This window comes from Cupriavidus phytorum, from assembly GCF_003254285.1.
GTDB lineage: Bacteria > Pseudomonadota > Gammaproteobacteria > Burkholderiales > Burkholderiaceae > Cupriavidus > Cupriavidus phytorum.
Window position 1 is genome coordinate 1 of the sequence record NZ_QKZN01000006.1, and the last position, 15,063, is coordinate 15,063.

16 protein-coding genes are annotated in these 15,063 nt (G+C 68.0%); 11 read left to right on the forward strand and 5 right to left on the reverse strand.

All coding sequences use genetic code 11. The features are described 5' to 3' along the window. Positions 1 to 424 precede the first annotated feature (424 nt). The 3 genes from C7416_RS16490 to flgA form a co-directional block, all read right to left on the reverse strand. Entirely contained in the window at positions 425 to 886 is a 462-nt protein-coding gene (locus tag C7416_RS16490; RefSeq protein WP_025583011.1) for a flagellar protein FlgN, read from the reverse strand. A gap of 5 nt (positions 887 to 891) precedes the next feature. After that, complete coding sequence (gene flgM / locus C7416_RS16495) at positions 892 to 1,212, reverse strand: flagellar biosynthesis anti-sigma factor FlgM (protein ID WP_111519911.1); 321 nt, start codon at positions 1,210 to 1,212, stop codon at positions 892 to 894. Positions 1,213 to 1,374: 162 nt separating this feature from the next. After that, the gene (gene flgA, locus C7416_RS16500; protein WP_111519912.1) at positions 1,375 to 2,145 is read right to left on the reverse strand and encodes a flagellar basal body P-ring formation chaperone FlgA; all 771 of its coding nucleotides are present in this window, start codon (positions 2,143 to 2,145) and stop codon (positions 1,375 to 1,377) included. A gap of 232 nt (positions 2,146 to 2,377) precedes the next feature. On the opposite strand from flgA, the gene flgB reads away from it, so the two are divergent. The 11 genes from flgB (at position 2,378) to flgL (ending at position 13,264) form a co-directional block, all read left to right on the forward strand. After that, on the forward strand, positions 2,378 to 2,785 hold the full coding sequence (gene flgB, locus C7416_RS16505) for a flagellar basal body rod protein FlgB (RefSeq protein WP_111520228.1): 408 nt from the start codon (positions 2,378 to 2,380) through the stop codon (positions 2,783 to 2,785). Positions 2,786 to 2,800: 15 nt separating this feature from the next. Next, a complete protein-coding gene (gene flgC, locus C7416_RS16510) occupies positions 2,801 to 3,208 on the forward strand; it encodes a flagellar basal body rod protein FlgC (protein WP_018006607.1) in 408 nt (135 codons plus the stop codon). 58 nt (positions 3,209 to 3,266) lie between these two features. After that, complete coding sequence (gene flgD / locus C7416_RS16515; RefSeq protein ID WP_062802351.1) at positions 3,267 to 3,932, forward strand: flagellar hook assembly protein FlgD; 666 nt, start codon at positions 3,267 to 3,269, stop codon at positions 3,930 to 3,932. A 68-nt stretch (positions 3,933 to 4,000) separates the two neighbouring features. Further along, a complete protein-coding gene (gene flgE / locus C7416_RS16520) occupies positions 4,001 to 5,227 on the forward strand; it encodes a flagellar hook protein FlgE (RefSeq protein WP_111519913.1) in 1,227 nt (408 codons plus the stop codon). Between the two features lie 26 nt (positions 5,228 to 5,253). Then, positions 5,254 to 5,997, forward strand: coding sequence for a flagellar basal-body rod protein FlgF (flgF, locus tag C7416_RS16525; RefSeq protein WP_111519914.1), 744 nt, complete (start codon positions 5,254 to 5,256; stop codon positions 5,995 to 5,997). A 61-nt stretch (positions 5,998 to 6,058) separates the two neighbouring features. Then, positions 6,059 to 6,844: a flagellar basal-body rod protein FlgG gene (gene flgG / locus C7416_RS16530; RefSeq protein ID WP_111519915.1), complete on the forward strand. Its 786-nt coding sequence runs from the start codon at positions 6,059 to 6,061 to the stop codon at positions 6,842 to 6,844. Positions 6,845 to 6,855: 11 nt separating this feature from the next. Then, on the forward strand, positions 6,856 to 7,554 hold the full coding sequence (flgH, locus tag C7416_RS16535) for a flagellar basal body L-ring protein FlgH (protein ID WP_111519916.1): 699 nt from the start codon (positions 6,856 to 6,858) through the stop codon (positions 7,552 to 7,554). Positions 7,555 to 7,561: 7 nt separating this feature from the next. Further along, positions 7,562 to 8,707, forward strand: a complete 1,146-nt coding sequence (locus C7416_RS16540; RefSeq protein ID WP_290367833.1) for a flagellar basal body P-ring protein FlgI — start codon at positions 7,562 to 7,564, stop codon at positions 8,705 to 8,707. A 2-nt stretch (positions 8,708 to 8,709) separates the two neighbouring features. Further along, positions 8,710 to 9,768, forward strand: coding sequence for a flagellar assembly peptidoglycan hydrolase FlgJ (gene flgJ / locus C7416_RS16545; protein WP_111519918.1), 1,059 nt, complete (start codon positions 8,710 to 8,712; stop codon positions 9,766 to 9,768). A 312-nt stretch (positions 9,769 to 10,080) separates the two neighbouring features. Continuing rightward, the gene (flgK, locus tag C7416_RS16550; protein ID WP_111519919.1) at positions 10,081 to 12,000 is read left to right on the forward strand and encodes a flagellar hook-associated protein FlgK; all 1,920 of its coding nucleotides are present in this window, start codon (positions 10,081 to 10,083) and stop codon (positions 11,998 to 12,000) included. A 34-nt stretch (positions 12,001 to 12,034) separates the two neighbouring features. Continuing rightward, on the forward strand, positions 12,035 to 13,264 hold the full coding sequence (gene flgL / locus C7416_RS16555) for a flagellar hook-associated protein FlgL (protein ID WP_111519920.1): 1,230 nt from the start codon (positions 12,035 to 12,037) through the stop codon (positions 13,262 to 13,264). A 63-nt stretch (positions 13,265 to 13,327) separates the two neighbouring features. Here flgL and C7416_RS16560 read toward each other — a convergent pair whose 3' ends face one another. After that, on the reverse strand, positions 13,328 to 14,149 hold the full coding sequence (locus C7416_RS16560; RefSeq protein ID WP_111519921.1) for a tetratricopeptide repeat protein: 822 nt from the start codon (positions 14,147 to 14,149) through the stop codon (positions 13,328 to 13,330). Next, positions 14,146 to 15,036, reverse strand: coding sequence for a non-homologous end joining protein Ku (gene ku, locus C7416_RS16565; protein WP_111519922.1), 891 nt, complete (start codon positions 15,034 to 15,036; stop codon positions 14,146 to 14,148). Before ku ends, C7416_RS16560 begins: the two co-directional genes overlap by 4 nt. Between the last annotated feature and the right edge of the window lie 27 nt (positions 15,037 to 15,063).

Sequence of the window (15,063 nt, forward strand, 5' to 3'; positions counted from 1 at the left end):
TGGCATCAAATTTACGGCGTTGCTTTGTCATCTGCTTTCCTCATCGATGGTGATTTTCCACCTATCGACCTGTCTGAGGAAATTGGACCACCACAACTCCCTCTCCCGCTTGCGGGAGAGGGTTGGGGTGAGGGCGGGAATATCGACGAAGTGAAGGCCGTCGCCAGTGCCATCGCAGGCCCTCACCCCCGGCCCCTCTCCCGCAAGCGGGAGAGGGGAGAAAACCCGCAGCGGCGTCATTGCCTAGGGCTTTCCAACTCCCACTTGCGTACTCCCTCTCCCGCTTGCGGGAGAGGGTTGGGGAGAGGGCGGGAATATCGACGAAGTGGAGGCCGTCGCAATTGCCGCCGCCGGCCCTCTCCCACGGCCCCTCTCCCGCAAGCGGGAGAGGGGAGAAAACATGCAGCGTGCACCGGCCCGAAGCCTAACCAGCCGCCAAACTAACCCCACCCACACCCGCCGCCGCCTTCCCATCCTTCCCATACAACCCCGCATCCCCGCCACTATGCTGGCGCAGCGCCTGGATGGCTTCACGGGTGAAGTCGAGATGGGCGTCCACCACCGCCCCGTTGAGCGCATTGGCGTCACGCGCGGTGCGGGCGGCGAAGATCAGGCGGCGCCAGGCGTCGGCCACGGCCGGATCGACCTGGCGGCCGAGCAGTTGGCCTTCGGGGCCCGCGCGCAGGCCCAGCGCGCCCATCTGGGCTTCGCGGGCCTTGAGCTGGCGGGACAGGGCCTGGCCCAGTTCTACCTTGCGCGTCAGCAGTCCGCTCAGGGACTGGAAGTCGCCCCGCTTGAGGGCGTCGCGCTCTTCGGCGAGGAGTTGGCCGAAGGCCTGGATGCCTTCGGTTTCGCGCTGCAGGGACTGGATCAGGCTCTGGCTCATGGTGGCTATTTGGCGTCGGCCTGGCCGAGCTCGCGCAGGGTGGCGAGCAGGCCGTCGGCAATCTTGCCCGGGTCGATGCGGATCCGGCCTTCGGCGATGGCCTGGCGGATTTCTTCGACCTTGGCGGTATCGATATCGTCGTCAGTCGGCTGGGCCAGCCGGGCGCTGATGTCGCGCACCTGGGCGGCCAGCGGGCTGACGCTCAGGCCGGCGGACGGCGCGGCATCAGTGGCGTCGGCGGCGGCGGCCGGGGCGGCCTGGGGCCGGGCGGCGTCGCCTGCGGCGGCGTCGGCGGGCCGGGACGAGGTGGAGTGGTTGATCTTCACGGGCGATCCTTGCTGGTTTCCTATGGCATTACGGACGCGCCGGCGAATTCTTTAGGGCGCCTGGCCCGGATTCGCTGCGCGGCGGCTGCGGCGGCATTTTCGCACGCCGCCGGCCCCGGAATTCCAGTCATTCCAGCCACGGTTACAGCACTTGCCGCGATGTCATTGCAGCACCACGGTGTCGCCGCTGCGCACCAGGCCATTGACCACCTGGCCGCTGCGCAGGCGCACCTGCACGGTGTTGCCGGTGGCGGCGTCGGCCAGCACCTTGCCTTCGCTGGTGATCTGGAAGGCCTCACCCTCGACCGCCACGGTGACGGTCTGGCCCTGGCGCACGGCGATGGCCTTGCGCAGCAGGTCGGTGCGCAGCGGCGAGCCGGCGGCGATGCGGTTGGCGGTGACGGCGCCGGCAAGCTGCGCCGGGTCGGTGATCACCGCGCGCGGCAGCGCGCCCAGGTCGCCCTGGCGGATCTCGACATCGGCCTGGCCGACCGGCTCGCCCGCGCCCAGCGCGCGCGCGGCCACGTAATAGTCGGTCAGCACCGACACGCGCGCCTGCATGTAGCGCACCCAGGGCCGCTCGCCGCCGCAGCGCACGCCTACCGAAACGCGTCCCCACGGCGAGGCGCCGGCGGGCAGGAACGGATCGGGCGCGATGCATTCGGGCGCGCGCCCGCCTGACGGCGGTGCCACCTGCACGCTGACCTTGCCCGGCAGGCCGGCGGTTTGCTGCTGCAGGAAGCGCTCGACCGCGACCCGCGCGGGGTCTTCGGTGAAGGGGCTGGCTGCACCGTGCGCGGCCGGCGCCTGCATGGCCACTGGCGTTACCTGCGCAGGCGCGGCGCCGATGGCGCCAGGCAGGCAAGCGCCCAGCAGGCAAGCGCCAAGCGTGGCTTGCGCCAGGCGGCGGGCGTTGCGGCAAAGGAGTTTCATCTGGACTTCCCGGCAAGGACGGCGCGCGGCCCCGTGACTGGCTGTGCGCGCCGTATACATCTGTCATCGGGGCCCATTGTAGGCAGCGCCCCGCGCGCGGGCGGGCCGAAATGCGCGGATTTCCCGTCCTTATTCATCCGATTGGCGTGACAGGTCCCCGCCTAAGATGCCAACCCTGAAGAACCCCGGTTCGCCCCGCTTATGGGGGCGCCTTGTCAGCAGGGAGATGCAGATGATTGACAGACTTGATGCGGCGCTACGTTTCCAGCAGGAAGCGCTGAGCCTGCGCAACCAGCGGCAGTCCGTGATTGCCTCGAACATCGCGCACGCGGACACGCCCGGCTACAAGGCGCGCGACTTTGATTTCTCCAGCACGCTGGCGCAGACCGTGGAGCGCGGCCACCGCAACGAGGGCATGTCGCTGTCGACCACCTCAGTGCGCCACCTGCCCGCGCAGGCGGCGGGGCGCGAGGAATTCGACCTGGCCTACCGCATCCCGCTGCAGTCCAGCGTCGACGGCAACACCGTGGAAATGGACACCGAACGCGTGGCCTTCGCCGACAACGCCGTGCACTTCGAGTCCGGCCTGACGGTGATGAATTCCAAGATCAAGACCATGCTGGCCGCGATCCAGCAGTAACGGGGGAGCGAACCCATGCCGGCAATGAACATCTTCGACGTCGCGGGCTCGGCCATGGCCGCGCAGTCGCAGCGCATGAACGTGACCGCGTCCAACCTGGCCAACGCCGACAGCGTGGTCAGCCCGGACGGGCAGGCCTACCGCGCCAAGCAGGTGGTGTTCGGCATGGCGCCCACGCCGGGCCAGACCGATATCGGCGGCGTGCAGGTGCAGGGCGTGAGCGAGGACCCGTCGCCCCCGCGCATGGTGCACAACCCCACCCATCCGATGGCCAATGCGCAGGGCTATGTGGTGATGCCCAACGTCAACCCGGTGGAGGAGATGGTCAACATGATCTCGGCCTCGCGCTCGTACCAGGCCAACGTGGAGGTGCTCAACACCGCCAAGAACATGATGCTCAAGACGCTGACGATCGGCCAGTGACACGCGCCGGCCCATCACGGCATCGGCTCCATCCGCACCTCGCACACAAGCAACTGACATGACCACCACCCCACCGGTAGGCAGCAACACGCAAGGCATCAACGACGCACTGAAGAGCGGCAGCGCCAGCGCTTCCGAGCTGCAGAACAACTTCCTGACCATGCTCGTCACGCAGATGAACAACCAGGATCCGCTCAACCCGATGGACAACGCGCAGCTGACCTCGCAGCTGGCGCAGATCAGCACGGTCAGCGGCATGCAGACCATGAACGCGACGCTGTCGCAGCTGCTGGGGCAGGTCAGCGCCAGCCGCGCGATGGATTCGGCCGCGCTGATCGGCCGTACCGTGATGGTGCCGGGCAAGCAGGTATCGGTGGAAGGCGGCGTGCCGGGCAAGATCGGCGTGGACCTGCCGTCGACCGCGGATGCGGTCACCGTCGACGTGCTCGACAAGGACGGCAACGTGGTGCGCACCATCGACATGAAGGGCCAGACCGCGGGCGTGCACAACATCGCGTGGGACGGCAAGAACAACGCCGGTGTGGCGGTGGCCGACGGCGACTACACCTTCAAGGTGACCGCCACCGCCAACGGGACCTCGGTGCAGCCGGTGGCTCTGGTGTACGGCAAGGTCGAGAGCATCAGCGGCGACGCCAGCGGCGTGCTGGTGGACCTGGGCGACGGCCAGACCGCCAACGTCGACGACGTGCGCCGCATTCTCTAATACGCAGATGCCGGCAGCGCGGGGGCGCCAACCGGCTTCAACCACAGCCTAGATAAAAGGAAGCAATCATGGGTTTCGGTCAAGGGGTAAGCGGCCTGAACGCCGCCGCGTCCAACCTGGACGTGATCGGCAACAACATCGCCAACGCCAACACGGTTGGCTACAAGCAATCGGCCGCGCAGTTCGCCGACGTCTACGCGGGCACCAAGATCGGCCTGGGCGTGCGCGTGAACTCGGTGGTGCAGTCGTTCAACCAGGGCAATATCGAAGCCTCGGGCCGGTCCCTGGACGTGGCCATTACCAACGGCAACGGCTTCTTCCGCATGACCAGCCCGGAAGGCGCGGTCTACTACTCGCGCAACGGCCAGTTCCAGCGCCAGGAAGACGGCCGCATCACCAACATGCAGGGCCTGCAAGTGACCGGCTATCCGGCCGGCGTGGCCGGCGGCGCGGGCGTGCAGCCGCAGCCGCTGGTGATCAGCAACGCGCAGATGGAGCCGCGCGCCACCAGCAGCATCACCGCCAAGTTCCAGCTGGATTCGCGCGCCACCGTGCCGACGCAGGCGTTTGCCAGCGCGCCCGGCGTGCCGCCGACCAGCAACATGTTCAACTACAGCACGGCGATCAACGTCTATGACTCGCTGGGCAACAAGCAGCAGCTGATGGCGTATTTCGCCAAGTCGGGCGCGGCGCCGACCGTGCCGGGCGGCACCGACTGGCAGATGTACGTGACCGACGTCAACGGCAACGCCGTCGGCGGCGCGCCGGTCACGCTGTCGTTCGACAACGCCGGCGCGCTGCAGGCACCCGGCGCGGGCGCGGTCACGCTGACCCAGCCGGCGGCCAACGGCGCGCAGGCCATGGCCATGCGCCTGGACCTGACCGGCACCACCCAGTTCGGCGCGGACAACGACGTCAAGCAGCTCAGCCAGAACGGCTACACCTCGGGCAGCCTGCTGGGCTTCTCGGTCAATGGCGACGGCACCATCACCGGCAGCTATTCCAATGAGCAGACCAAGCCGCTGGGCCAGATCGTGATGGCCGCGTTCGGCAACGTCGAAGGCCTGAAGCCGGAGGGCGACAACGTCTGGTCCGCCACCGGCGCATCCGGCCAGCCGCTGCTCGGCGTGGCCGGCGGCAGCCTGGGCACGCTGCGCTCGAACGCGGTGGAAGCGTCCAACGTGGACCTGTCCGGCCAGCTGGTGAACCTGATCGTGGCCCAGCGCAACTACCAGGCCAACGCGCAGACCATCAAGGCGCAGGACACGGTCATGCAGACCCTGGTCAACCTGTGACCGCCACGCTGAGCTGAGCCGCCGCCATGGACCGCATGATCTACACCGCCCTGTCGGGCGCCAAGCAGATACTCGACCAGCAAGCGGCGGTATCGAACAACCTCGCCAACGTCTCGACGCCGGCGTTCCGCGCGCAGGTGAACCTGTACCGCGCGGTGCCGGTGGTCGGGGCGGAGGCCGGCACGCGCGCCTTCACGCTGGCCTCCACGCCCGGTGCCGACATGCGCGCCGGCCCGCTCACCTACACCGGCCGCGCGCTCGACGTGGCGCTGCAGGGCAATGGCTGGCTGGTGGTGCAGGCGCCGGATGGCAGCGAGGCCTATACCCGCGCCGGTGCGCTGCAGGTGGCGCAGGACGGCCAGGTGCAGACCCGCTCCGGCCTGCCGGTGATGGGCGACGGCGGTCCGCTGGCGGTGCCGCCAGGCTCGCAAGTGACCATCGGCACCGACGGCACCATCACCGCGCGCGGCCCGGGCGAAGCCTCGGCCGGCCTGGCGCAGGTGGGCCGGCTGCGCGTGGTCAATCCGCCCAACGACGCCATCGCCCGCGGCGATGACGGCCTGTTCCGGCTGCGCCCCGGCGCGCAGCCACTCGAGGCCGATCCCACCGTGCGCGTGATCTCGGGCGCGCTCGAAGGCAGCAACGTCAACCCGACCGAAGCCATGGTCGAGATGATCGCCAATGCGCGCCGCTTCGAGATGCAGATGAAGATGATCCAGGGCGCCGACGGCAACGAGCAGCGCGCCAACCAGCTGCTCTCGACCAACTGAACCGAATGACCGGCCGGCACGGCACCACCGTGCCGGCCCCCAGCACCCACCAAGGACCCACATGATCCGCTCTCTCTGGATTGCCAAGACCGGCCTCGATGCGCAGCAGACGCAGATGGACGTGATCTCGAACAACCTGGCCAACGTCTCGACCAACGGCTTCAAGCGCGGCCGCGCGGTGTTCGAGGAACTGATGTACCAGACCATCCGCCAGCCCGGTGCGCTGTCGTCGGACCAGACCACGCTGCCCTCGGGCATGCAGCTGGGCACCGGCGTGCGCCCGGTGGCGACCGAGCGCATCCACACCCAGGGCAATCCGCAGCAGACCGGCAATGCCAAGGACGTGGCCATCCTCGGCCAGGGCTTCTTCCAGGTGGCGCTGCCCGACGGCACCACCGCCTATACCCGCGACGGCTCGTTCCAGGTGGACCAGAACGGCCAGCTGGTAACGTCCAGCGGCTTCGTGATCCAGCCCGCCATCACCATCCCGGCCAACACGCTGTCGATGACCATCGGCCGCGATGGCACGGTGTCGGTGACGCAGCCGGGCTCCAGCGCCAACGTGCAGGTGGGGCAGCTGCAGCTGGCCACCTTCATGAACCCGGCCGGCCTGGAAAGCATGGGCGAGAACCTGTACGTGCAGACCGACGCCTCGGGCGCGCCCAACACCACCGTGCCGGGCCTGAACGGCGCGGGCGTGGTGCAGCAGAACTATGTCGAGGCCTCCAACGTCAACGTGGTCGAGGAACTGGTCAGCATGATCCAGACGCAGCGCGCGTACGAGATCAACAGCAAGGCGGTGCAGGCATCCGACCAGATGCTGCAGCGCCTGTCGCAACTGGGTTGATTGGTGTGAACATGGCCACCTTGCTTTCCCGCCTGGGCGCGCGTGCGCTGGTTGGCCTGGCCGGCGTGGCAATGCTGGCCACCAGCGGCTGCGCGCTGATGCCGCGCGAGCCGCTGGTGCAGATGCCGACCACGGCGCGCGCGAAGCCGCGCCCGATGGGGCCGGCCTCGGGCTCGATCTACCAGTCGTCGTACGCCGGCAATCCGCTGTTCGAGGACCGCCGTCCGCGCAACGTGGGCGACATCCTGACCATCCTGATCACCGAGAACGTCAACGCCAGCAAGAACTCCGGCACCAACACCAGCCGCACCGGCAACGCCGCGCTGGCGTTCGACGCGGTGCCGCGCGCGCTGGGCGGACTGTTCGGCACCAGCCAGAACGCCAACATCAACGGCGCCAACACCATGAAGGCCAGCGGCGGCGCCAGCGCGGCCAACACCTTCAACGGCACCATCACCGTGACCGTGCTGGAGGTGCTGGCCAACGGCAACCTGGTCGTCTCCGGCGAAAAGCAGATGGCGATCAACCAGGGCGCCGAGTTCATCCGCTTCTCGGGCGTGGTCAACCCCCGCACCATCACCGGCGACAACGCCGTGCTGTCGACGCAGGTCGCCGATGCGCGCATCGAATACACCGCCAAGGGCGTGATCGACGAAGCGCAGAACATGGGCTGGCTGCAGCGCTTCTTCCTCAATGTTTCTCCGTTCTGACCGCGCCATGTCTGCCCAGATGCTCGCTCGTTTCCTGTCCCGCCTGCTGCGGCTGACCATGGTCAGCCTGGCGCTGGGCGTGGCCTTCGGCGCCTTTGCCACCGGTGCCAAGGCCGAGCGCCTGAAGAACCTGGCCACCTTCCAGGGCGTGCGCGAGAACCCGCTGGTCGGTTACGGCCTGGTGGTGGGGCTGGACAACACCGGCGACCAGACCATGCAGACGCCGTTCACCACGCAGAGCCTGACCAACATGCTGTCGCAGCTGGGGATCACGCTGCCGGCCGGCAAGAACATGCAGCTCAAGAACGTGGCGGCGGTGATGGTGACCGCCTCGCTGCCGGCGTTCGCGCAGCCCGGCAGCCAGCTCGACGTGGTGGTGTCGTCGATGGGCAATGCCAAGAGCCTGCGCGGCGGCACGCTGCTGATGACACCGCTCAAGGGCGCCGACGGCCAGGTCTACGCGATCGCCCAGGGCAATATGCTGGTGGGCGGCGCGGGCGCGTCGGCCAACGGCAGCAAGGTGCAGATCAACCAGCTGGCGGTGGGGCGCATCGCCAACGGCGCCATCGTCGAACGCGCGGTCGCGCCGTTCCAGCCCGATGGCGGCGTGCTTAACCTGGAACTGAAGGATACGGATTACGGCACCGCCGAGCGCGTGGTCGAAGCCATCAACCGCAACATGGGCGGCGGCGTCGCCGCGGCGCTGGACGGGCGCGTGGTGCAGGTGCGCGCGCCGGCATCGCCGGCGGCGCGCGTGGGCTTCCTGGCCCGCATCGAGAATATCGACGTGACCCCGGCGAAGGCCGCGGCCAAGGTGATCCTGAACGCCCGCACCGGCTCCATCGTGATGAACCAGGCCGTGACCGTGGATGACTGCGCGGTGGCGCACGGCAATCTGTCGGTGGTGATCAACACGCAACCGGTGATCAGCCAGCCGGCGCCGTTCAGCGGCGGCCAGACGGTGGTAGCGCCGGTGTCGCAGATCGACATGAAGCAGCAGGGCGGTTCGCTGCAGATCGTCAAGGCGGGCGCCTCGCTCGCCGCGGTGGTCAAGGGGCTGAACGCGCTGGGCGCGACCCCGGCCGACCTGCAGACCATCCTGGAAGCAATGCGCGCGGCCGGTGCGCTGCGCGCCGAGCTGGAAGTGATCTGAGCATGAACAGCGGCATCAACGGTGGCGCGCTGCCCGCGGCGGGCGCCGACCTGACCCAGCGCTTCGCGCTGGACACGCAGGGCTTCGAAGCGCTCAAGCACAGCGCGCGCGGCGGCGCCGACGCCAATACGCTGCAGGCCGTGGCGAAGCAGTTCGAGGCGGTGTTCACGCAGATGGTGCTCAAGAGCATGCGCGACGCCACGCCGCAGGACGGCCTGTTCGACAACGAGCAGAGCAAGCTGTACCTGTCGATGATGGACCAGCAACTGGCGCAGCAGATGTCGTCGCGCGGCATCGGCCTGGCCGACGTGATGGTGCGCCAGCTCGCGCGCGCCACCGGCACCGCGATGCCTGCCGGCATGAACGCGCTGAGCCCGGCCGAGGCCGGCAAGGCCGCCGATGCCGAGATGGCCAGGCTGCTCGACAGCCGCGGCGCCGGCGCCATGCCCGCCGACGCCGGCGAGCAGGCCGACCTGCCCGCCATCGGCACCACCGTCGCCGGCCAGCAATGGAATCCCACCGCGGGACTGCGCCAGTACCAGCCGCAGTCCTACGCGGACCGCGGCCAGGGCGAGGACCGGCTGGGCCGGTTGCCCGACGATGCGCCCGCCCACGTCAGCGCCTTCGTCGCCCGCATGGCCGGCCCCGCCGAAGCCGCGTCCCGCGCCAGCGGCGTGCCGGCACGGCTGATCGTCGGCCAGGCCGCGCTGGAATCCGGCTGGGGCCAGCGCGAGATCACGCACGCCGACGGCTCGACCACCTTCAACGTGTTCGGCATCAAGGCCGGCCCCAGCTGGAAGGGCCGCGTCGCGGAAATCACCACCACCGAATACATCGACGGCCAGCCGCAGAAGGTGCGGGCGAAGTTCCGCGCCTATGGGTCCTACGACGAGGCCTGCGCCGACTACGCGCGCCTGCTGACCAGCAATCCGCGCTATGCAGGCGTGGTCAGCGCGGCGAACGCCGAAGACGCGGCGCACGGTTTGCAGAGGGCGGGGTATGCCACGGACCCGGCGTATGGGCACAAGCTGGTGAAGATTATGAAGAAGGTGGCGGCGTAAGACGCGGGGCTTCAGTTGCAATACGGCGGCTAACCGCAGCCGACACCGCACGAACCAGGCTCCCCTCGCCCGCTTGCGGGAGAGGGGTGGGGGAGAGGGCAAGAGCATCAACGAAGTGACGCCCGTCGCTATTGCCACCGCCGGCCCTCTCCCCCAACCCCTCTCCCGCCCGCGGGAGAGGGGAGCAAACCAGCAGGATCCGGCGAAGCTCACTGCCACAGCTAAAGTCCCACCCCCACCGAGCCGATAACTCCCACATACCACCCCGCCGCCCCCACCGCGGCAGTCCCACCAATCCCGGACCAGAGCACCATGTCTCTCTTCAGTATTGGCCTCTCCGGCCTGAACACCGCGCAGAACGCGCTGACGACGACGGGCCACAACTTTGCCAATTCGGCAACCGAAGGCTATTCGCGCCAGAACACTATCGTCGCGTCCGCCGGCGGCCAGTACACCAGCCAGGGCTTCTACGGCTTCGGCTCGAACACCACCACGGTGATCCGCGTCTATGACGAGTTCCTGACCGGTCAGCTGCGCGGCGCCACCTCGGCCAGCGCGTCGCTGGCGATGTACTCGGACCAGATCAGCCAGATCGACAACCTGCTGGCCGACCAGAAGGGCGGCCTGGCCCCGCTGATGCAGAAGTTCTTCGCCGCGGTGCAGGCGGTAGCCGATACCCCGGCCGATCCGGCCGCGCGCCAGGGCATGCTGTCGGCGGGCCAGGCGCTGGTGGGCCAGGTGCGTTCGGCCAGCAACTACTTCAAGCAGCTGCAGGCCGGCGTCAACGAACAGGTCGGCACCGCGGTGACGCAGGTCAACGCCTATACCAAGCAGATCGCCAACCTGAACCAGGAAATCACGCGCCTGAAGGCGGCCTCCGGCGGCCAGCCGCCCAACGACCTGCTCGACCAGCGCGACCAGGCCGTGGCCGAGCTGACCAAGCTGGTCGGCGCCAAGGTGGTGGTGCAGGACAGCGGCACCTACAACGTCTTCGTCGGCAACGGCCAGCCGCTGGTGATGGGCAACGACGCCTATGAACTGAAGGCCGTGGCCTCGGCGGCCGACCCGAACCGCACCGTGGTGGCCTACACGCTGCCCTCCGGCGCCGTGATCGAGAGCGAACCGGGCGCGCTCACCGGCGGCTCGCTGGGCGGCCTGCTGCAGTTCCGCACCGAAACCCTGGATCCGGCGCAAAGCGCGATCGGCCGCCTGTCGCTGGCGATCGGCGCGAGCTTCAATGCGCAGCACCAGCTCGGCATCGACCTGAACGGCGCCGCCGGCACCGACATGTTCAAGCTGGGCGGCGCCACCACCATCCCCAACGCCAACAACACCGTCAAGACCACGGTAGCCACCGCCACCATCGACAATGCATCGGCGCTGACCACCAGCGACTACAAGCTCCACTTCGACGGCAGCAACTACACGCTGACGCGCCTGTCCGACAACCAGCAGGTGGTCACGCCCGTGCCCGCCGGCGGCGCCACCTACCCGCTGCAATTCAGCGCCGACGGCTTTACCGTCGAGATCAACGCGCCGATGGGCACCAACGATTCGTTCACGGTGCAGCCCACCCGCAACGCCGCCACCGGTTTCGACATGGCTATCAACGATCCCGCGAAGATTGCCGCGGCATCGCCCGCCTACATCGAGGCGACCGCCGGCAACAAGGGCAACGCCACCGCGTCGCTGAGCAAGGTCGCGCCCGGGTTCTCGCTGCCGGCCGGCAAGATCACCGCCGAGTTCGACGGCACCAGCTACATCTTCAAGGTCGGCGGCGTGGCCATGGCGCCGCAGCCGGTGGGCGTGCCCAACGGCAGCAACACCGACTTCACCCTCAACGGCCTGACCTTCAGCTTCGGCGGCACGCCCGCCGCCGGCGACAGCTTCACGCTGGGCAGCAACGCCGGCGCGGTCAAGGACAACGGCAACATGCTGGTGCTGGCCAAGCTGCAGAACGCCAAGACCATCGGCGGCGTGTCCAGCTTTAGCGAAGCCTACGCGCAGCTGGTCAACGATGTCGGCACGCGCGCCAAGTCGGTCAAGATCGCCTCGGCGTCGCAGGACAGCATCACCACGCAGATCAAGACCGCGCAGCAATCGGTGTCCGGCGTCAACATGGACGAGGAAACCGTGTCGATGCTGCGCTTCCAGCAGCTGTACCAGGCCAACGCGCGCGTGATCCAGACCGCCGGCACGCTGTTCGACACCATCATCGGCATCGGCCGCTAAGCGCCTAGCCACCCGAGTCAAGAGGTAACCCAACATGCGCGTTGCAAGCTCCACCCTGTATCAGCAAGGCCTGGCTTCGATGAACTACCAGCAGGGCGCGCTGATGCATATCCAGCAGCAGCTCGGCACCGGCCGCTCCATCCTGACCCCGTCGGACGATCCCGTCGGCGCCACCCGCGCGCTGGGCGTCAGCCAGGCGCAGGCCGTCAACGGACAGTACGCCACCTCCCGCAACCAGGCCAATATCGCGCTGGCCGCGGAAGAGAACGCGCTGCAGTCCGTCACCACCATCACGCAGAACATCCAGACCATGCTGGTGCAGGCCGGCAACGGCACCATGAGCGATGCCGACCGCGGCTCGCTCGCGACCGCGCTGGAAGGCCTGTACAACCAGCTGCTGAGCCTGGCCAACTCCGACGACGGCAACGGCCAGTTCCTGTTCGGCGGCACCCGCTCGGGCAGCGCGCCGTTCACGCAGAGCGCGGGGGCCAGCACCTACATCGGCGACAACGGCCAGCAACTGCTGCAGGTCGACGTGGCGCGCCAGATGCCCGCAGGCAACACCGGCCGCGAAGTCTTCATGAGCGTGACCGGCGGCGCCGGCTATGTGGTCAAGGGCAACCCCGCCAATACCGGCACCGCCACCTTTGGCACGGTGTCGACCACCGACCCGAGCCATCCGCTGTTCGGCCACGCGCTGCAGATGTCTTTCACCGCCAACGCCACCGGCCAGATCGAATACACCATCACCGACACCTCGACCGGCGCCACCCCCGCCCCGGTGGTGACTGGCCCGCTGCCCTACACCTCGCCGGCGCAGATCGAAGTCGCGGGCTTCACCTTCAACGTCACCGGCGCGCCCAAGGCTGGCGACACCCTGACCATGCAGCCAGCCAGCGAAGCCGGCACCGACATGTTCGCCAACCTGCAGACCGTGATCGACACGCTGCGCCAGCCCGCCGCCTCCGAGAACGACCGCGCCAATTTGGGCAACGTGCTGTCGACCGCCGTGCGCCAGTTCTCCAACTCGCTCGACAACGTGCTGACCGTGCGCGCGTCGGTGGGCTCGCGCATGAACGAGCTGGATGCGCTGGATGACGTGGGCGCCAACCGCGACCTGACGTATTCGCAGACGCTGTCGGGGCTGCAGGACCTGGATTACGCCAAGGCGATTACCGAGTATTACCAGCGGCAGGTGGCGCTGCAGGGGGCGCAGCAGTCGTTTATGCAGATCCAGGGGATGAATCTGTTCAAGTATTTGTAAGGGGAGAAGGGGCCGGCACAGAAGGCCCTTGCGACCCTCACCACAAACCAGTTCAGAACCAGCTCACCTCGAGCGGTCCAGCTTCCGATACTGGTTGAAATGCCGAAGCGCCTTCTGAATGTGCCCGAGTTCCTGATGCAGGCGCGCGGCATTGTAGTGCGCGTCGGCATCGCCAGGCGCCAGTTCGATGCTGCGCTCATAGGCGGCCAGGGCGGCCTGCGTGGCCCCGGTATCTTCCAGCGCGACGCCCAGGTTGAAGTGCAGCTGAGGCTCGTCAGGCAGCACGGTCAGCGCGGATTCATAGAGCGAAATCGCTTCGTCCAGCCGTTGCTGGTCGGCCAGCAGGCAGCCGAGATTGAGGTACGCGTCCAGCATCGCCGGATAATGACCCACCGCGCGCCGGTAGGCCGCTTCAGCGCCGCGGACATCGACCGGCTCCAGCCTGAGGCCCTCGGCCAGCGCTTCATCCGCGGCGGCGTAGGCGGAAGCTTCCCGCGTCAGCGCCATGACGCGGACACCGTCGTCGTCCTGCGTGCCGAAGTCCATCACCCGCTGGCCCGTCTCCACGATCCAGTCGCCGTGTCGGTCCCGGGCCGACACCTTGCCGCTGCACGCCGAGATACGTACCGCGGACAAGTGCCGGTCTGGCTTGAGCCGTTCCAGATGGCGCAGCGCGCGCAGGATTCGCGCCGGCCCGATATGCGCGCGGTGCAGGGAGTCGGCGGTGCGGATCAGCACCACGTCCTGGAAGGAAAAGACGTGTTCGCCGCGCGGGCCGCGCGTGGGCTGCACCAGCCCTGCCGCGACCAGGCTGCCGATCAGACGCCTGGACACGCCCAGGCGCGCCTCGAGGTCGCGCGTGCTGAGCCCGCCGTTGCGCTTCACGCTGATTTCTTGGTGGTCCGTCGGATCGGCGTGGGTTCTGCCGTCGCGCGGCGGGCGGCCTTGCGCGCGGGTGGGGCGGCTGCGGCCGCCTTGCCCTTGGCGGCGGCGGTGCCCTTCTTCGACAAGCTGGCGCGCAGCGCGTCCATCAGGTCGATCACCTGTCCGCCCTCGCCGGCCTCCACCGGCTCGGGCGCGACGATATGCTTGCCGGCGATCTTCGCGTCGATGGCGGCCAGGATCCTGGCCTTTTCCTCGTCCTTGTACTGTGTCGGATCGTAGGCGTCTTCGGAGGCCTGCTCGATCAGCTGGATCGCAAGCTTGAGCTCGGCATCGGACACCTTTACCTCTTCGATATTCAGTTCGGCGATATTGCGGACCTCGTCGGCAAACAACAGCTGCTGGAACACCAGCCCACCTTCCACCGGGCGGATCTGGACCACGTGCGACTTGCCCTTGGAGGCCCATTTGGCGATGGCGCAGCGGCCGGTCCGCGACATGGCCTCGCGCAGGAGGCTGTAGGGCTTGCCGCCACGCTTGTCGGGGGCGATGAAGTAGGCCTTGTCGTAGTAGAGCGGATCGACGCTTTGCTCGGGGATGAAGGCGACGATATCGACCATATGGCTGGCGCTTTCCTCGAGCGCCTTGAGCTCGTCGGCCGAGAACGTGACAAAGCGGCCCTTCTCGAACTCATAGCCCTTGATCATGTCGGCACGCTCGACCACCTGCTGGGTCTGTTCTGAAATGTACTGCTGTTTGACGCGCGACCCCTCCTTGCTCAGCAGGTTGAAGCGCACGGCGGAACTGCTTTCGGTGGCGGTATAGAGCTTGACCGGGATCGACACCAGGCCAAACGACAGCGACAGGGAAGCGAGCGATCGGGCAGCCATTGGATACTCCACATTGGGTTGCGCCTG